The following is a 17,908-nucleotide window of genomic DNA, read 5'->3' on the forward strand; positions in this document are numbered from 1 at the left end:
TCGGTACAGCCCGCCAGGAGGCCCCACGTGTCCCGAGCCGTCCCCAGAGTCATCAGCACCCTCGGCACGGCGGCACTCCTCGTCCCCCTCGCCATGGCCACCCCCGCAACGGCCACGCCGCCCAAGCTGGACGGACCCGGCGCCTACACCGTCACCCCCCTCACCTTCACCGTCCCCACCGCCGGCGGCAATTGCGTGATCGACGCCGACCTCTACCGCCCCGCCGGCGCAGACGCCAAGAACCCCGCCCCCGCCGTACTCACCACCAACGGCTTCGGCGGCAGCAAGTCCGACGGTTCCACCGACGCCACCGGCAGGGCCTTCGCGCAGCGCGGCTACGTCGGACTCGCCTACTCCGGACTCGGGTTCGGCAAGTCCGGCTGCCTCATCTCCCTGGACGACCCGGGGATCGACGGCAAGGCGGCCTCCGCCCTGGTCGACTTCCTGGCCGGCACCCGCGCCGCCGACGACGGCACCACCGTCGACTACGTGAGCGCCGACAAGAAGGGCGACCCGCGCGTAGGCATGATCGGCGGCTCGTACGGCGGCGCGATCCAGCTGGCGACGGCCGCCGTGGACCACCGCGTCGACGCCCTGGTCCCGATGATCACCTGGAACGACCTGGCCTACTCCCTCGACCCGCAGAACGCCACCGCCCGCGACACCGCCGAGCGCGACGTCCCCGGCGTCTTCAAGTGGCAGTGGACCAACGGCTTCTACCTGATGGGCGAGGGCCAGCCGCTGCTCCAGCCGTCGCTCGACCCGTCCCGCGTCAACAGGCTCGGCTGCCTGCACTTCGTCGACGACGCCTGCGAGACGATCCGCACCCTCAACTCCGGCCGCTACCCCGCCGGCAGGACCAAGGCGCTGCTCGACTACGCACGCTCCGTCTCCCCGGTCTCGTATCTGAAGGACGTCAAGGCACCGACGCTGCTCGTGCAGGGCCAGGCCGACAGCCTGTTCAACCTGAACGAGGCCAGGGCCAGCTACGACACCCTCCGCGCCCAGGGCACCGCCACCAAGATGATCTGGCAGTCCTGGGGGCACAGCGGCGGCCTCACCGATCCCGCGAGCGGCGAGCTCAACCTCGCGCAGGGGAACCTGGGGACCAGCTACGTCGGCAAGCGGATCCTCGCCTGGTTCGACCGATACCTCCACCAGGACACGAGCGTCGACACCGGTCCCGCCTTCGCCTACTACCGCGACTGGATCGACGACCCCACCGCGACCTACGCCACCGCTTCCAGCCTTCCCGCCCTGACGAAGAAGCTGTACCTCTCGGGCGACGGCAAACTTGTCGACAACGCCGGGAAAGTCGCTCGCGGCAGTCGCACGTACCGCAACTGGCTGATTCCCACCAGCCACTCCGAGTCCTCCCTCGCCGGCATCATCGGCCTCTCGGACTCCCCGCCGCGCGACACCCGCTCCACGTACCTCGACTGGACCACCGAGCCGCTGGCCGGCGCGACCGACGTCGTGGGCGCGCCCAAGGCCACCCTCAAGGTGGTCTCGCCGACGACGGAGCGCGTGCAGAACTCCGCCGACGCCGCCGACAAGCTCGTCCTCTTCGCCAAGCTGTACGACGTCGCGCCGGACGGCACGAAGACGCTCGTGCACCGGCTCGTCGCCCCGGCTCGCGTCCCGGACGTCACGCGCCCCTTCACCGTCACGCTCCCCGGCATCGTCCACCGCTACGAGAAGGGGCACCGCATCCGGTTCGTGATCGCGGCGAGCGACGACGCGTACGGCGGCAACAAGGGGATCAAGCCGGTCACCGTCGTCAGCGCGCCGCACGACACCGGCACCGTCGAGCTGCCGGTCGTGACCCCGTAGAGCCGCGCCGCCGTCACCCGTACGGGCCCCGGCCGCTGCGCGATCGCCCTCTCCCCGTCCATGCTGGGCGGAGAGGCAGCGACGGAAGGGTCCACGATGAGCCCCAAGGACAGCGCGAGCGCCGGCAAGAGCGGTGGCTCCGGCGCGTTCACCCCGGGCAGGATCGCCGTCCTGGTCCTGGCCGTCGTCGTCCTGGTCTTCATCTTCGAGAACACCCGCGAGGTGAAGATCCGGCTGCTCGTCCCCGAGGTCACGATGCCGCTGTGGGTGGCCCTGCTGGCGGTCGCCGTCATCGGGGCCGTCTGCGGGGGCTACGCCGTCGCCAGGAAACGCAAGTAGCACCGGCCCGCGTAGGCTGACCCGATGGCCGCCCACCTTCTCCAAGGACCCCGCGTCGCGCTGCGGCACATCGCCCTCGCCGACGCCGACGAGTTCACGGCGCGGGCCCGCGAGAGCCAGGAGCTGCACCGGCCCTGGCTCTTCCCGCCGCTGACGGCGGAGGCGTTCGCCGCGTACGCGGGGCGGCTCGTCGACGAACCCGACCGGCACGGCTTCCTCGTGTGCGAGCGCCACCCCGCGCGGGGCGCGGGCGACGCCATCGCCGGGTTCATCAACATCAACAACATCGTGCGGGGCGGCTTCCGCAGCGGTGCCCTCGGCTACGGCGCCTTCGCGCACGCCGCCGGGCGCGGGCTGATGGCGGAGGGGCTCGGACTCGTCGTCCGGTACGCGTTCGGGTCGCTCGGGCTGCACCGCCTGGAGATCAACGCGCAGCCCGACAACGCCGCCTCCCTCGCGCTGGCCCGCCGTGCCGGGTTCCGCCTGGAAGGCTTCTCGCCGGACTTCCTCTACGTCGACGGTGCCTGGCGCGACCACGAGCGATGGGCGCTCACCACCGAGATGACCGCCGCCGGGCACGCCGCCGCCTTTGCGCAATCCTGACCGGGGCGGACCCTGGTCAGCTCGCCCTCCACCCTGTTCCATGGTCATCGGGGGCGGGCCGCGCCCCGTGACACCGGGAGGCAGCCATGACCGTCGTACGACGTGAGGTACTGACGCTGCCGGGCGCGGAGGTCGGCCCGGTCAATCCGCTGCCACCGCTGCGGCCCCTCGCCGACGTGCACGCGGCGTTTCAGGTGGACGAGCGCGCCGAGGAGGGGCTGCCCCTCGACATGGCCCGCCAGCTCGGCCACCGGCCGCTGCGCAGCCTGCTCCCCGAGCGGATCCGCGACGGGTACGGGCGCGACCGGGCACCCCTCGATCTCGACACCGTCGTCATCGAGAACGACCGGCTGAGAGTGACCGTGCTGCCCGGCCTCGGCGGCCGGATCGCGTCCCTGTTCCACAAGCCGACCGGGCGTGAACTCCTCTACCGCAACCCCGTGTTCCAGCCCGCAGCCTTCGCGCTGAACGGCGCCTGGTTCTCCGGCGGCATCGAGTGGAACATCGGCGCCACCGGCCACTCCACCCTGTCCTGCGCGCCCCTGCACGCCGCCCGCGTCACCGCGCCCGACGGCAGCGAGATGGTCCGCCTGTGGGAGTGGGAGCGCCTGCGCGACCTGCCGTTCCAGGTCGACCTGTGGCTGCCGGAGGGCTCCGACTTCCTCTACGCGGGCGTCCGCGTCCGCAACCCGCACGAGAAGCCCGCGCCCGTGTACTGGTGGTCGAACATCGCCGTGCCCGAGGAGCGCCGGGTGCTCGCCCCCGCGCGCGAGGCCTGGCACTTCGGCTACGAGCGGGCGCTGCGCCGCGTCCCGGTCCCGCGCAAGGGCGGCACCGACCGCACGTACCCCCTGAACAGCGAGTTCTCCGCCGACTACTTCTACGAGATCGAGGACGGGCGGCGCCGCTGGATCACCGCCCTCGACGACGCGGGGCGGGGCCTCGTCCACACGTCGACCGATGTGCTGCGCGGCCGGAAACTGTTCCTGTGGGGCAGCGGGCGCGGTGGCCGCCGCTGGCAGGAGTGGCTGACCGAGCCCGGCACCGGCGGTTACGCCGAGATCCAGGCGGGCCTCGCGCGCACCCAGCTGGAGCACGTACGCCTGGAGGCGGAGGGCGAGTTCAGCTGGCTGGAGGCGTACGGGCCGCTGGAGACCGACCCCGCCACCGTGCACGCGGCGGACGACTGGGACGCGGCGGTCGAGGAGGCCGAGGGACGCCTCGAAGAGGCGCTGCCGCGCGCCCGCGTCGACGCCGCCTACGAGGAGTGGCGGGCGCACGCCGACGCCGAGCCGGGACAGCGCCTCGCCGTCGGATCCGGGTGGGGCGCGCTCGAAGTCCTGCGCACGGGGTGGAAGCTGCCCGGGACGCCGTTCGACGAGTCGACCCTCGGTGAGGAGCAGGCGCCCTGGCGGGAACTCCTGGAGACGGGCGCCTTGCCCGAACCCCGGCGGGTCGGCGCGCCCGGGCCCACGCTCACCGCCCCCGCCTGGCGGGACATGCTGGAGACGGCGCCGGCCCGGCCGCTCTCCGAGTACCACCTCGGCGTCGCGCAGTGGCACGCGGGGGACCGGGCGCAGGCCGTGCGCAGCTGGGAGCGCGGGCTCGAACTCGCCGCGTCCGACTGGCCGTTCCTGCGCTGCCTCGCGGTGGCCGACGCGACCGACGACCACCTGGAGCGGGCCGCCGACCGGTACGCCGAGGCCTTCGACGACCTGTGCGCGGAGCGGCGGGACACGGGGGAGGCGTGGGTGGCGGCGACGGCCGCGCTCGGGCGCGAGGCGATCGAGGCGCTGCTCGCCGTGGGGCGGGCGGCGCGGGCGCGGCGGGTCTGGGACGGGCTGCACGCGGCCACACGGGCGCGCGGCCGGTTCCGCCTCCTGGAGGCTCGCCTCCTGCTGGCGGAGGGCGACGCGGCGGCGGCACGGGAGATCTTCGAGTCCGGCTTCGAGGTCGCCGACCTGCGCGAAGGGGCGGAGGTCCTGGGGGAGCTGTGGGCGCGCGTCGCCCCGGGCGAACCCCTGCCCGCCCGTTACGACTTCCGCCGCCGCCCCGCGCCCGGTGCCGGGTCCTAGGACTCGGCGGCCACCTGCCGGTCCACGTATTCGAAGATCGCTCCGTCGGGGTGCAGCGCGATGAGGTTGCGCCCCGCCGGGGTCGGGACCGGGCCCGCGACGACCTTCGCGCCCGACGCCGTGAGGATGGCGTGGGCCTCGTCCACGTCGCGCACGGCGATCGTGGCCGACACCTTGCGCAGCACCTCCAGCTCCTGCTCGGGACCGCTCATCAGGAGGAAGCAGCCGACGGCGGCGACCGCGACCCCGCCGCGCTCGAAGCGCAGCGCCTTGGCTCCGGTGAGCTGTTCGTAGAAGGTCACGGAGGACTCCAGGTCCTCGACGCAGATGCGCAGCGTAGTGCCCAGAATCTCCATGCGGACGAGCCTAGTTGACGCGACGGCGCAGCGTGATCGCTTCCGGCCGCTCGTTATCCGGGACACGGCCCGGGTAACCGGACGCAATGGAACGCATCGACCAGCGACTGAGCGAGGAACTGACCGGCCAGGTGACCCGGGCCGTCCGGGAGACGCTGCGGGCCGAGCTGAGCGAGGCCGTGCGGGAGAGCGCCCGGAAGCGAAAGCGCACGGCGACGCTGTACGCGGGCGCCGCCGCCGCCGCGCTCTACGCGGGCGCCGCGCTCGCCCTCGCCCTGGGCCTCGTCCTCGCCCTCGGGCTCCCCGACTGGGCCGCGGCCCTGATCGTCGCGGCGGTCCTCGGCGTCGCCGCGTACGTCCTGCGCCGGGCCGCCCGGCCGAAGCCGCCGAAGGTGCCCGATGCGGCGCCGCCGATGCCGTCGCAACCCCCGTCGACCGGCACCCTGTAGCCACCGGGGGCCCGGGCACGTAGTCCGGCGAGCGTAGAACGCCCCCGTTTGGCTGTCGGTGAACCGGGGGACGCGGGAAGCTCCACCCACCATGTCCCCGAAAGTCGGGACTCGGGCTTCGGGAGGAGACCGTGAGCCGATCGCGTGTTCTGATCGTCGGTGCCGGGTTCGCCGGGTACCGGGCCGCGCGCACGCTGGCCCGGACCGCGCGGAGCACGGGGCACCCGTTCGACGTCACCCTGCTCAACCCCACCGACTACTTCCTGTACCTGCCGCTGCTGCCGCACGTCGCCGCGGGCAGCCTGGAGCCGCGCCGGGTCACCGTGTCGCTGCCCGGGACCCTGCCGCCGCACGTCCGCCTCGTCCTCGGGGAGGCCGAGGCGGTGGATCTCGACGCGCGGGCCGTCCCTTACGCCGGGCCCGAGGGGGAGCGCGGCAGCCTCCCGTACGACCGGCTCGTCCTCGCCCTCGGCAGCGTCAACAAGCTGCTTCCGGTGCCCGGGGTCGCCGAGCACGCGCACGGCTTCCGCGGGCTGCCCGAGGCGCTGTACCTGCGCGACCACGTGACCCGGCAGATCGAACTCGCCGCCGCCGCGTCCGACCCGGCCGAGGCGCGGGCCCGCCGCACCTTCGTCGTGGTCGGCGCGGGCTACACCGGGACCGAGGTCGCCGCACAGGGGCAGCTCCTCACCGACTCGCTCCTGCGCGGACGCGGACGGGCGCGCTGGCTGCTCGCCGACATCGCGCCGCGCGTCCTGCCGGAGCTCGACGCGCGGCTCTCCCGCACCTCGGGCAGGGTGTTGCGGGAGCGCGGCGTGGAGGTGCGCACCGGCACGTCCGTCCAGGAGGCGACGAGAGAAGGGGTGCGGTTGAGTGACGGTGAGTTCGTGCCCTCCCGCACCCTCGTGTGGTGCGTCGGCGTCCGCCCCGACCCCTTGGTCGCGCAGCTCGGGCTGCCGATGGAGCGCGGGCGGCTGCTCGTCGACCCGTTCCTCGCCGTCCCCGGGCACCCCGAGGTGTACGCGTGCGGCGACGCGGCGGCCGTACCCGAGCCGGCGAAGCCGGGCACGTACACCCCGATGACGGCACAGCACGCCTGGCGGCAGGGGAGGACGGCCGGGCTCAACGTGGCCGCGTCCCTCGGCCGGGGAGTGCGGCGCGCCTACCGCCACAAGGACCTCGGCTTCGTCGTCGACCTCGGCGGCGCCCAGGCCGCCGCCAACCCGCTCGGCGTCCCGCTGGCCGGGCCGCTCGCGGGCGCCGTCACCCGCGGCTACCACCTGGCCGCACTGCCCGGCAACCGCATACGGGTCGCGGCCGACTGGCTGCTCGACGCCGTCCTGCCCCGCCAGGCCGTCCAGCTCGGCCTCGTCCGCTCAGGATCCGTCCCCCTCGACACGGCCTCGCCCGAGCTGGCCCGCACCCCGCGTACCCCGTAACCCTCCGAAGGAGGAACCACCCCCATGTCCACGCTCAACGAGACCGAACTCCACGACCTCGCCCAGCAGTTGCGGGTCGACGCCGTGCGCGCGGCGGACGCCGCCCAGTCCGGGCACCCGACCTCGTCAATGTCGGCCGCCGATCTGGTGGCCGTGCTCTTCGCCCGCCACTTCCGCTACGACTTCGACCGCCCCGCCCACCCCGGCAACGACCGCTTCATCCTCTCCAAGGGCCACGCCTCACCGCTGCTGTACGCCGCGTACAAGGCGGCCGGCGCCATCGACGACGCCGAACTGCTCACCTTCCGCACCCTCGGCAGCCGCCTCGAAGGGCACCCGACGCCGCAGCGCCTGCCCTGGGTGGAGACGGCCACCGGATCGCTCGGCCAGGGCCTGCCCGTCGGTGTCGGCATCGCCCTCGCGGGCAAGCGGCTCGACCGGATCGACTACCGCGTGCACGTCCTGTGCGGCGACAGCGAACTCGCCGAGGGCTCCATCTGGGAGGCGGCCGAGCACGCCGGGTTCGAGCACCTCGACAACCTGACCGTCACCGTCGACGTCAACCGGCTCGGCCAGCGCGGGCCCACCCGGCACGGCCACGACCTGGACGCGTACGCCCGCCGCTTCCGGGCGTTCGGCTGGCACACCATCGAGATCGACGGGCATGACGTGGCGGCCATCGACCGCGCCTACGACGAGGCCCGCGGCACCGCCGGGCAGCCCACCGCGATCATCGCCCGCACCTTCAAGGGCCGGGGCGTCGCCGCCGTCGAGGACCGCGAGGGCCTGCACGGCAAGCCGCTGCCCGAGGCCGAGGACGCCATCGCCGAGCTGGGCGGGGACCGCGGCGTCCGCGTGGAGGTCGCCGCGCCGCCCGCCGCCCGCGCCCTGCACTCCGTGCAGAACGGCCACCTCGAACTGCCCCGTTACGAGGTGGGCGACGAGGCCGCCACCCGCGACGCCTACGGCTCCGCGCTCACCGCGCTCGGCACCGCCCGCGGCGACGTCGTCGCGCTGGACGGCGAGGTCGGCGACTCCACCCGCTCCGAGTACTTCGCCAAGGAGCACCCCGAGCGGTACTTCGAGTGCTACATCGCCGAGCAGCAGCTCGTCGCCACCTCCGTCGGGATGGCGGCGCGCGGCTGGCAGCCGTACGCGTCCACGTTCGCCGCGTTCTTCACCCGCGCCCACGATTTCGTCCGGATGGCCGCGATCAGCGGCGCCGGGCTCAACCTGGCCGGCTCGCACGCCGGTGCCGCCATCGGCGAGGACGGGCCCTCCCAGATGGGCCTGGAGGACCTCGCGATGTTCCGGTCCGTGCACGGCTCGACCGTCCTCTACCCGTGCGACGCCAACCAGACCGCCCGCCTCGTCGCCGCCATGGCCGACCTCGGCGGCATCCGGTACCTGCGCACCTCGCGCGGGAAGACGCCGGTGATCTACCCGCCGGACGAGGAGTTCCCCGTCGGCGGCAGCAAGGTGCTGCGCTCCAGCGCGGAGGACCGCGTGACGATCGTCGCCGCGGGCGTCACCGTGCACGAGGCGCTGCGCGCCGCCGACGAGCTGGCGGGCGCGGGCATCGCCGTGCGCGTCATCGACCTGTACTCGGTGAAGCCCGTCGACCGCACCACCCTGCGCGACGCCGCCCGGGACACCGGCTGTCTGATCACCGTCGAGGACCACCGGGCGGAGGGCGGCCTCGGCGACGCGGTGGCCGAGGCGTTCGACGACGGCGTCCCGACGCCGCGTCTGGTCCGGCTCGCCGTGCGCCAGATGCCCGGTTCGGCGAAGCCGGAGGAGCAGCTGCGGGCCGCCGGGATCGACGCGGCGAGCATCGTGGCAGGCGTCGCGCTCCTCGTGGAGCAGGACATCACGCCCTGAACCGTGGCATTTCCGGGGGCGCACGTAAAACCCGTACGCACGACGGGAGTTGAGGTTTGCGCAGGATCTGAGCGGTGACTCGGATGCCGAGGCTGCCGTGACACGCCGCGACGTGCGGGGCGGGCCGGACCGCGCCTGAGCAGGCGGCGGCCGGCCCGTCGACGTGTCAGGACCGTGCGCCCCGCAGGCGGCGGAGCGGGCAGCCGGGACCAGAACCGAGCGCGACCGAACCAGTCCGAGGAGGGCGGCTCTCCATGACCGTTGTCCCTGCACAGCAATCAGGCGGCGGAGGCGGCACCAGCGGCCTGTACGACGTACTCGAACTCGTGCTTGACCGCGGGCTCGTCATCGACGCGTTCGTCCGGGTCTCGCTCGTGGGCATCGAGATCCTGAAGATCGACATCCGGGTCGTCGTCGCCAGCGTCGACACCTACCTGCGCTTCGCCGAGGCCTGCAACCGCCTCGACCTGGAGACCGGCAGCAAGAAGCCGTCGGGCCTCACCGACATCATGGGCGGATCGGACGACGAGTCGGGCAGCGGGCAGCGCAAGGCGAAGGGGGCGCTCTCGGGCGCCGCCGAGACCCTGTCGGACGCCTTCGGCCAGGCCCGCGAGGAAGGCCGGTCCGAGCGGACCCGCCGCCGGGGGGACCAGTCATGAGCGCCACCCGCTTCTGCCGGAGGGGGCAGGCATGACCGGCACCTACATCTACGGCATCGCCGCCGCGGGCCACCCCTCGCTGCCCGAGGGCATGGAGGGCATCGGCGACCCGGCCCGCAAGGTCAGGCTCGTCCCGGCCGGGCCGCTCACGGCGCTCGTCAGCGACGCGCCCGACGGGCTGCGGCCCAAGCGGCGCGACCTGCTCGCCCACCAGAACGTGCTCGCCGAGGCGGGCGCCGGCGGCTCGGTCCTCCCCATGCGGTTCGGCAGCCTCGCCCCCGACGACGAAGCCGTCGCCACCGTGCTCGCCGAACGCGCCGACCACTACCGGGAACGGCTGCGGGCGCTCGACGGCAAGGTCGAGTACAACGTCAAGGCCCAGCACGACGAAGAGGCCGTCCTGCACCGGGTGATGTCCGAGAGCCCCGAGGTCCGCACCCTCGCCGAGGCCAACCGGCAGGCGGGCGGCGGCAGTCACGAGGAGAAGCTGCGGCTCGGCGAGATGGTCGTGGCCGCCGTCCAGGCGCGCGAGGCGCAGGACGCCGTGGAGCTGCAACGGCTGCTCGAACCGTCGGCCGACGCGGTCTCCACCGGACCGGCGAGCACCGGCTGGCTCGCCAACGTCTCGTTCCTCGTCGACCGCGCGTCGTCCGAACACTTCCTCGCGGCCGTCGACAGGGTCCGCGGCGACCACCCGCACCTTCAGCTCCGGGTCAACGGGCCGCTCCCGCCGTACAGCTTCGTGGAGCCGGGACCGTCCGCGCCCGTCGGCACGGAATGAGACCAGGCAACACCTCTGGAGGGAAGAACGTGAACCGAGCAGCTCTCGGCCTCGCGGTAGGGGCCGGATACGTCCTCGGACGTACGAAGAAGATGAAGCTGGCGTTCGCCGTCGGCACGATGGTCGCGGGCAAGCGGCTGAAGCTGAGCCCGAGCGCCCTCGCCGAGCTCGTCACCACGCAGCTCGACAAGAACCCGCAGTTCAAGGAGTTGAGCGGCCAGTTGCGGCAGGACCTGCGCGGCGTCGGCACCGCGGCGACCGGCGCCCTCGTGGAGCGCCAGATCAACGGCCTCGCGGGACGGCTGCACTCCCGCACGCAGGGCGTCCAGGACCGGATCGCGGGTGTCGCCCCCGACACGGACGACGTACGGGACGCGGGGGAGAAGGTGACGGGTGGCCTGGTGCCGAAGCGCCGCCGCCAGGAGCAGGAGCAGGAGCAGCAGAAGCAGCAGGAGGAGGAGCGGGGCGCGGACGAGGAGCGCGACGGGGACGCCCCGCGCGAGGAGAAGTCCTCGTCGAACGGGCGGGCCCGCAAGTCCCCGCGCGCGGCGAGCACGGCGAAGCAGGCCCCGGCCAGGAAGAGCACGGCGAGCCGGACGGCCGCCAAGAAGACGACCGCGGCCAGGAAGACGGCGACCCGCACCGCGAAGGGGGGCGGCGGCCGTGGCTGACTCCCCGGCGAAAGCGCTCGGCGGGATAGCCCAGAGCGAGGCTGTCGACCACCTCAAGGCGGAGTTCCAGCACTACCTCGCGGCACAGGCCGAACGCATGCTCGTCGGCGTGGGCCGCAAACTGGGCGAGACCACGGTCAAGCTCACCGACATCGCCGAGGGCAACAGCCCCGGCTTCGCCCAACTCGCGCTCGACGGCGGCCGCAAGATCGCCGAGGGCAAGGGCCCGGTGCGCGCCGCGGTCGAACTGGGCGCGGGCCGCCTCAAGGACAAGGCCATCGGCGCGTTCAAGAACCTCGGCGGCAAGGGCAAGCGCAAGGGCGGCGCGGGCAAGAAGCCGACCGTCATCATGGAGTTCATCGACGTCGGCGTGGACCTGCGCACGGCGTACGACCAGTGGACCCAGTACCAGGAGTTCTCCACGTTCGCGAAAGGCGTCAAGAACGCGAACCGCGCCGACGACACCACCTCCGACTGGCAGCTCAAGGTCTTCTGGTCCAACCGCAGCTGGAAGGCGCACACCACCGAGCAGCTCCCCGACGACCGGATCCAGTGGACCTCCGAGGGCGCCAAGGGCACGACCAAGGGCATCGTCACCTTCCACCCGCTGGCCGACCGGCTGACCCGGGTCCTCCTCGTCATCGAGTACTACCCGAAGGGCCTGTTCGAGAAGACGGGCAACATCTGGCGCGCCCAGGGCCGCCGCGCCCGCCTCGACCTCAAGCACTTCGCCCGCTTCGTGACGATCCGCGGCGAGGCGTCCGACGGCTGGCGCGGCGAGATCCGCGACGGCGAGGTGGTCCGCACCCACGAGGACGCCCTCGAAGAGGAGCAGGAAGAGCACCAGGAGCAGGAGCTCCAGCAGAAGAGCGACGGCGACGAGTACGAGGAGGAGTACGAGGACACCGCCGACGAGGGCGACGACCCCGACGGCGCCGAGGACGAAGCCGAGTCCGAGTCCGAGTACGACGACGAGTACGAGGACGAAGCCGGACCGGACGATGAGGTGGACGGCGAGGTGGACGACGAGGAGGACCGGCGCCCGGCGGCCGCAGGCGGCGCCCGGCGCTGACCCCGTGCGACGGAGCGGGACTTCACCGGAGAAGTCCCGCTCCGCGCGTATCCGGCTCAGGCGGCGGCGGCGTTACGGCACAGGATCTCCCCGTGCAGCACCGCGAACCACGCGTCCTCACGCGTGCCCCACTCCCGCCACGCCCCGGACACCGCCGTGAGCTGCTCGGGGGTCGCGTGGCCGCCGCCCGTGGCCCGGTCCGCGTACGCGGAGGCGACCGTCCGGTCCGCCCACAGGCCGCTCCACCAGGCGATCTCGTCCGGCGTCGCGTAGCACCACGTACCGGCGGTGGCCGTGATGTCGGCGGGTGCGAACCCCGCCTCCAGGGCCCATGACTTCAGGTGGCGCCCCGCGTCCGGCTCACCGCCGTTGGCGCGGGCGACGCGGCGGTACAGGTCGAGCCAGTCGGTCATGCCAGGCGACTGCGGATGCCAGGTCATCGCGGCGTAGTCGGAGTCCCGTACGGCGATGAAGCCGCCGGGCTTCGTGACGCGCCGCATCTCGCGCAGCGCCTGCACGGGGTCGCCGACGTGCTGGAGCACCTGGTGGGCGTGGACGACGCAGAACGTGTCGTCGGGCCAGTCGAGGGCGTGCACGTCGGCGGTGGTGAACTCGACGTTGGTCAGGCCCCGTTCGGCCGCCGTGGCCCGCGCCTGGTCCAGGATGCCGGGGGCGTGGTCGGCGCCGGTGACGTGGCCGTCCGGGACCAGCGCCGCGAGGTCCGCGGTGATCGTCCCCGGGCCGCAGCCGATGTCCAGGATCTTCATGTGCGGCTTGAGCGCGCCGAGGAGGTAGCCCGCGGAGTTGGCGGCGGTGCGCCAGGTGTGCGAGCGCAGCACGGACTCGTGGTGCCCGTGGGTGTACACGGCGGTCTCCTGCGACGGCGACATGACCCGATCCCTCCAGGGTGCGAAGACGCGCCCGGAGCGAACGCCCCGGGCGACAGGGTCAACGTACGCCGTGCGATCGGATTGTGAGATACCCGTCTTGAGATGTGGACTCCAGGTTCCGTCACAGTATGGTCAGCGGGCGGTACACGCGCAGCGCCTCGTGCTGCTTGTCCACCGTCAACTCCCGTCCGCACTCGATGACTTCACCGTCGAACGCGAGCGGCGTCCCCGGCGAGATGCCGTCCACGTGCAGCTTGGTGAGCCGGGTCGCGGAGTGGAACGGGGAGCGGGAGAGCGGGCCCGACAGGGCCGCCGCGAGCAGCCGCACGCTGGGCAGGCGCCCGCCGCTGACCGTGCGGACGTCGAGGAGCCCGTCCGCCAGGTCCGCGCGGCGGCCGGCCGTCAGGCCCATGCGCCGGTAGGTGCAGTTCCCAGCGAAGAGCAGCCACAGCGGGCGCTTCTCGCCGTGGACGTGGACCTCCAGCGGGTGGTCGCGGCGCAGGACGTGCACGGCCCCGACGACGTCGGCGAGGCGGCCGCCGATCCGGCCCGACCAGCGTTCGCGCTCGCGCACCAGCTCCGGGTAGACGCCGAGGCTGAACGTGTTGAGGAAGATGCCGGACGCCTTGTCCGAGCGGAACCGGCCGACGTCGACCGCGACCGCGTCACCGCCGACGACGGCCCGCACCAGATCGCCCGCGTCCTCGATGCCGAGGTCGTACGCGAAGTGGTTGAGGGTGCCGCCGGGCAGCACGGCGAGCGGCAGGTCGTGCTTCAGGGCCACCTGCGCGGCCGTGTTCACCGACCCGTCGCCGCCCGAGATGCCGAGCGCGCGGGCGCCCTTGGCCGCTTCCTCCAGGGCCTCCGGGATCTCGGCGCCCTCGCACTCCACGAACTCCGCGAGCGGCAGCGCGTCCCGCAGCACCTTGACCCGCTCCGGTGTGCCCGCCTGCGTGTTCACGACCATGACCAGGCCCTCGCCCTCGGGCAGCGCGGGCACGTCCTCCACCAGCGGGCGCCCAGGAGACGGCATCTGGTCGCGGGTCGGCACCAGGCCCCGTACGGCGAACGCGGCGCCCACCCCGAGCGCCGCGCCCGCGACCACGTCACCGGGGAAGTGCGCGCCCGTGTAGACCCGGGAGGCCGCCACCGAGAACGCCACGGGGGCGACGACCGCGCCCCAGCCGCGCGACTCCAGGGCGACGCCCGTCGCGAACGCCGCCGCCGAGGCCGAGTGCCCCGAGGGGAACGACGTCGTGAACGGCTGCCGCTTCAGCCGGCGCACTATCGGCACCGCGTCGAGCGCGGGCCGGGTCCTGCGCACCGACCGCTTGCCGATGGTGTTGATCGTGGCGGAGGCCACCGCGAGCGAGGCGATGCCGCGCATCGCGGCCCGCCGGGCGCGCGGCGAGCCGGTCGCCGCGAGCGCGGCGCCCACGCCGAACCACAGCACGCCGTGGTTGGCGGCCTTGCTCAGGGCGGGCAGGACGCGCTCGGCGCCGGGCCAGCGGCGCTCGGCGGCGGTCTCGAACAGGCGCATGTCGAGGGAGGCGAGTCGGCCGCGCAGGGAGGGCCCGGGGCGCGGCGCTTCCTCCACGGCTCTCGGCAGCTTGGCGATGTCGAAGTCGGCACACATGCCACGACGACTACCCCGGGGCGGGGCCCGCACCCAGGTACGCGCGTGCTATTCGTTTGCCCGTCACCCGCACAGCCGTCCAGAATGCGGAACCATGGGACATCTGGAAGCCGCGCACCTCGAGTACTACTTGCCGGACGGGCGGGCGCTGCTCGGTGACGTCTCCTTCCGCGTCGGCGAGGGCGCGGTCGTCGCCCTGGTCGGACCGAACGGGGCGGGCAAGACGACGCTGCTGCGCCTCATCTCGGGCGAGCTGCAGCCGCACGGCGGCTCCGTGAACGTCGGCGGCGGGCTCGGCGTGATGCGGCAGTTCGTCGGCTCCGTGCGCGACGAGACGACCGTGCGCGACCTGCTCGTCTCCGTGGCGTCCCCGCGCATCCGCGAGGCGGCGAAGGCCGTCGACAAGGCCGAGCACGCGATCATGACCGTCGACGACGAGGCCGCGCAGATGGCGTACGCGCAGGCGCTCTCCGACTGGGCCGAGGCGCAAGGGTACGAGGCCGAGACGCTGTGGGACATGTGCACGGCGGCGGCGCTCGGCGTCCCCTACGACAAAGCGCAGTTCCGCGAGGTGCGCACGCTCTCCGGCGGTGAGCAGAAACGACTCGTCCTGGAGGCGCTCCTGCGCGGCCACGACGAGGTCCTCCTCCTCGACGAGCCGGACAACTACCTCGACGTGCCCGGCAAGCGCTGGCTGGAGGAGAAGCTCCGCGAGACCCGCAAGACCGTCCTCTTCGTCTCCCACGACCGCGAACTCCTCGCCCGCTCCGCCGAGAAGATCGTCAGCGTGGAACCGGCCCCCGGCGGCGCCGACGCCTGGGTCCACGGCGGCGGCTTCGCCACCTACCACGAGGCGCGGCGCGAGCGCTTCGCCCGGTTCGAGGAGCTGCGCCGCCGCTGGGACGAGAAGCACGCCCAGCTGAAGAAGCTCGTGGTCAACCTGCGCCAGGCCGCCTCCGTCAGCCACGAGATGGCGTCCCGGTACGCCGCCGCGGAGACCAGGCTCCGCAAGTTCGAGGAGGCCGGGCCGCCGCCGGAGCCGCCGCGCGAGCAGGACATCACGATGCGGCTCAAGGGCGGCAGGACCGGTGTCCGGGCCGTCACCTGCGAGGGCCTGGAGCTGACCGGCCTGATGAAACCCTTCGACCTGGAGGTGTTCTACGGCGAACGGGTTGCCGTCCTCGGCTCGAACGGCTCGGGCAAGTCCCACTTCCTGCGCCTGCTCGCGGGCGACGAGTCGGTGGCGCACACCGGCAACTGGAAGCTCGGGGCCCGCGTCGTCCCCGGCCACTTCGCCCAGACCCACGCCCACCCCGAGCTGCAGGGCCGCACCCTCCTCGACATCCTCTGGCGCGACCACGCCAAGGACCGCGGCGCGGCGTCGTCCCTGCTCCGCCGCTACGAGCTGACGGCGCAGGCCGAACAGAACTTCGAGCGCCTCTCGGGCGGCCAGCAGGCCCGCTTCCAGATCCTCCTCCTCGAACTGGAGGGCGCCACGGCCCTGCTGCTCGACGAGCCGACCGACAACCTCGACCTGGAGTCCGCCGAAGCGCTCCAGGAGGGCCTGGAGGCCTTCGACGGCACGGTCCTCGCCGTCACCCACGACCGCTGGTTCGCCCGCGCCTTCGACCGCTACCTGGTCTTCGGCACCGACGGCAAGGTCCGCGAGACCCAGGAGCCGGTCTGGGACGAGCGCCGGGTGGAGCGGGCACGCTGAGCGTCCCGCCCTAACCCGCCCCGCCCGGACCCGCGACGCGGTACGGCGGCGGGGGCAGCAGGTCCGTCATACGGACGATGCCCACCGCGCGGCCCCCCTCCACCACCGCCAGGCGGCGCACCGCGTGCTCGCGCATGAGCGCCGCCGCCGCGGTGACCACCGTCTCCGGGCCCACGACCACCGTCGCCGGGGTGCACACCGCGTGCGCGCTGACCGTCAGCGGGTCCGCGCCCTCGGCGACCGCGCGGACCGTGATGTCCCGGTCCGTCAGCACCCCGAGGACGCGGCCGCCCTCCGCGACCAGGACGTCGGCGATGTCCTGCGCCCGCATCAGCTGGGCGGCCTCGACGAGCGACGCCTCCGGGCGGACCGCCACCGCGCCGGGCCGCATGACTTCCCTCACCAGATCGGGCATGGCTGGGGGCCTCCTGCCCTCGGACGTGCCCGGACGCTCGCGCCGCGCACACGGTGCCCGGCGCAGTACCCCTCGGTCGGAGGATTATGCGTTTGCTCCCTCGATTGGAGGGCAGGCGTAGGTCAGTGCTTCGGACTGGAGGCACGTCCGTGGGAGAGATACCGCTCGGTATCAGACCCCGGGTGTGTCCGTGGCCGTGTAGCGACGCTCGCGACTCTCTCCCTCGGTGACCACCGAACCCCAAAGCACTTTCAGGGGAGTTGCGATCCATGCGTACGCCCACCAGCGCACCCGTGCACCCGGTGAAGCCCGGCCGACGCCATCCGCACGACGACGCGCCCGACACGGCCGAAGCGTTCGCCAAGATGTCCGACATGCCCGACGGGCCCGACCGCGACCAGATCCGGCACGGCGTCGTCGAGGCCTGGCTGCCCATGGCGGAGCGGCTCGCCGGCCGTTTCCGCAACCGCGGCGAGTCCTACGACGACCTCCGTCAGGTCGCCGCGATGGGCCTCGTCAAGGCAGTCGACCGCTACGACCCCGCGCGCGGCAACGCCTTCGAGAGCTACGCCGTGCCCACCGTCACCGGCGAGATCAAACGCCACTTCCGCGACCACATGTGGACCCTGCACGTGCCGCGCCGCGTGCAGGACCTGCGCAACCGGGTCCGGTTCGCGCAGCAGGAGCTGGCCGGGAACATCGCGGGCCGCGCCCCGACCGTCCGAGAGATCGCCGAGCACGCCGACCTGACCGAGGACGAGGTGGCCACGGGCCTGGAGGCGCTGGAGAGCTTCACCGCGCTCTCCCTCGACGCGGAGCTGCCCGGCAGCGACGACGGCTACTCCCTCTCCGACGCCCTCGGCGGCGCCGACCCCGCCCTCGACACCGTCATCGACCGCGAGGCCGTCAAACCGAGGATCGCCGCGCTGCCGGAGCGGGAGCGGCAGATCCTCTACATGCGGTTCTTCGGCGACATGACGCAGAGCCGCATCGCCGAGCAGCTCGGCATCTCGCAGATGCACGTGTCACGGCTGATCTCGCGCTGCTGCGACCGGCTGCGGGACGAGGTGCTCGCCGACGCGGCCTGAGCCG

At 73.3% G+C, this 17,908-nt stretch carries 17 protein-coding genes; 13 read left to right on the forward strand and 4 right to left on the reverse strand.

Features of this window, described 5'->3' with window-relative positions:
- Positions 1–93: 93 nt before the first annotated feature.
- The 4 genes from N5I75_RS25245 to N5I75_RS25260 all read left to right on the forward strand — a co-directional run bounded on the left by N5I75_RS25245 (position 94) and on the right by N5I75_RS25260 (position 4,850).
- Entirely contained in the window at positions 94–1,833 is a 1,740-nt protein-coding gene (locus N5I75_RS25245) for a CocE/NonD family hydrolase (protein WP_476681274.1), read from the forward strand.
- A 96-nt stretch (positions 1,834–1,929) separates the two neighbouring features.
- Positions 1,930–2,172: a LapA family protein gene (locus N5I75_RS25250; RefSeq protein ID WP_476680896.1), complete on the forward strand. Its 243-nt coding sequence runs from the start codon at positions 1,930–1,932 to the stop codon at positions 2,170–2,172.
- Between the two features lie 24 nt (positions 2,173–2,196).
- The gene (locus N5I75_RS25255; RefSeq protein ID WP_476680898.1) at positions 2,197–2,775 is read left to right on the forward strand and encodes a GNAT family N-acetyltransferase; all 579 of its coding nucleotides are present in this window, start codon (positions 2,197–2,199) and stop codon (positions 2,773–2,775) included.
- 86 nt (positions 2,776–2,861) lie between these two features.
- Positions 2,862–4,850 carry a DUF5107 domain-containing protein gene (locus N5I75_RS25260; RefSeq protein ID WP_476680900.1) on the forward strand — a complete coding sequence of 663 codons (1,989 nt, stop codon included), beginning with the start codon at positions 2,862–2,864 and terminating at the stop codon, positions 4,848–4,850.
- Here N5I75_RS25260 and N5I75_RS25265 read toward each other — a convergent pair.
- A complete protein-coding gene (locus tag N5I75_RS25265) occupies positions 4,847–5,206 on the reverse strand; it encodes a VOC family protein (protein ID WP_476680902.1) in 360 nt (119 codons plus the stop codon). The genes N5I75_RS25260 and N5I75_RS25265 overlap by 4 nt on opposite strands.
- Positions 5,207–5,292: 86 nt before the next feature.
- On the opposite strand from N5I75_RS25265, the gene N5I75_RS25270 reads away from it, so the two are divergent.
- From N5I75_RS25270 to N5I75_RS25300, 7 genes are all read left to right on the forward strand, one after another.
- The gene (locus N5I75_RS25270) at positions 5,293–5,655 is read left to right on the forward strand and encodes a phage holin family protein (protein ID WP_476680903.1); all 363 of its coding nucleotides are present in this window, start codon (positions 5,293–5,295) and stop codon (positions 5,653–5,655) included.
- A gap of 131 nt (positions 5,656–5,786) precedes the next feature.
- Positions 5,787–7,094: an NAD(P)/FAD-dependent oxidoreductase gene (locus tag N5I75_RS25275; protein ID WP_476680904.1), complete on the forward strand. Its 1,308-nt coding sequence runs from the start codon at positions 5,787–5,789 to the stop codon at positions 7,092–7,094.
- Between the two features lie 24 nt (positions 7,095–7,118).
- Entirely contained in the window at positions 7,119–8,975 is a 1,857-nt protein-coding gene (locus tag N5I75_RS25280; protein WP_476680905.1) for a transketolase, read from the forward strand.
- Between the two features lie 254 nt (positions 8,976–9,229).
- A complete protein-coding gene (gvpJ, locus tag N5I75_RS25285; protein WP_476680906.1) occupies positions 9,230–9,634 on the forward strand; it encodes a gas vesicle protein GvpJ in 405 nt (134 codons plus the stop codon).
- A 31-nt stretch (positions 9,635–9,665) separates the two neighbouring features.
- Complete coding sequence (locus tag N5I75_RS25290) at positions 9,666–10,415, forward strand: GvpL/GvpF family gas vesicle protein (RefSeq protein ID WP_476680907.1); 750 nt, start codon at positions 9,666–9,668, stop codon at positions 10,413–10,415.
- A 29-nt stretch (positions 10,416–10,444) separates the two neighbouring features.
- Entirely contained in the window at positions 10,445–11,086 is a 642-nt protein-coding gene (locus N5I75_RS25295; RefSeq protein WP_476680908.1) for a DNA primase, read from the forward strand.
- The gene (locus tag N5I75_RS25300) at positions 11,079–12,158 is read left to right on the forward strand and encodes an SRPBCC family protein (protein WP_476680909.1); all 1,080 of its coding nucleotides are present in this window, start codon (positions 11,079–11,081) and stop codon (positions 12,156–12,158) included. Before N5I75_RS25295 ends, N5I75_RS25300 begins: the two co-directional genes overlap by 8 nt.
- Before the next feature lie 56 nt (positions 12,159–12,214).
- Here N5I75_RS25300 and N5I75_RS25305 read toward each other — a convergent pair whose 3' ends face one another.
- Both N5I75_RS25305 and N5I75_RS25310 read right to left on the reverse strand, forming a co-directional pair.
- Complete coding sequence (locus tag N5I75_RS25305) at positions 12,215–13,048, reverse strand: class I SAM-dependent methyltransferase (RefSeq protein ID WP_476680911.1); 834 nt, start codon at positions 13,046–13,048, stop codon at positions 12,215–12,217.
- A gap of 121 nt (positions 13,049–13,169) precedes the next feature.
- The gene (locus N5I75_RS25310) at positions 13,170–14,684 is read right to left on the reverse strand and encodes a phosphatase PAP2 family protein (RefSeq protein WP_476680913.1); all 1,515 of its coding nucleotides are present in this window, start codon (positions 14,682–14,684) and stop codon (positions 13,170–13,172) included.
- 94 nt (positions 14,685–14,778) lie between these two features.
- Here N5I75_RS25310 and N5I75_RS25315 point away from each other — a divergent pair, with 94 nt between their 5' ends.
- The gene (locus tag N5I75_RS25315) at positions 14,779–16,401 is read left to right on the forward strand and encodes an ABC-F family ATP-binding cassette domain-containing protein (RefSeq protein ID WP_476680915.1); all 1,623 of its coding nucleotides are present in this window, start codon (positions 14,779–14,781) and stop codon (positions 16,399–16,401) included.
- Between the two features lie 10 nt (positions 16,402–16,411).
- Here N5I75_RS25315 and N5I75_RS25320 read toward each other — a convergent pair whose 3' ends face one another.
- Positions 16,412–16,816, reverse strand: coding sequence for a CBS domain-containing protein (locus N5I75_RS25320; protein WP_476680917.1), 405 nt, complete (start codon positions 16,814–16,816; stop codon positions 16,412–16,414).
- A 269-nt stretch (positions 16,817–17,085) separates the two neighbouring features.
- On the opposite strand from N5I75_RS25320, the gene N5I75_RS25325 reads away from it, so the two are divergent.
- Entirely contained in the window at positions 17,086–17,904 is an 819-nt protein-coding gene (locus N5I75_RS25325) for an RNA polymerase sigma factor SigF (RefSeq protein WP_476680919.1), read from the forward strand.
- Positions 17,905–17,908 lie beyond the last annotated feature (4 nt).

The organism is Streptomyces sp. R818, from assembly GCF_056172735.1.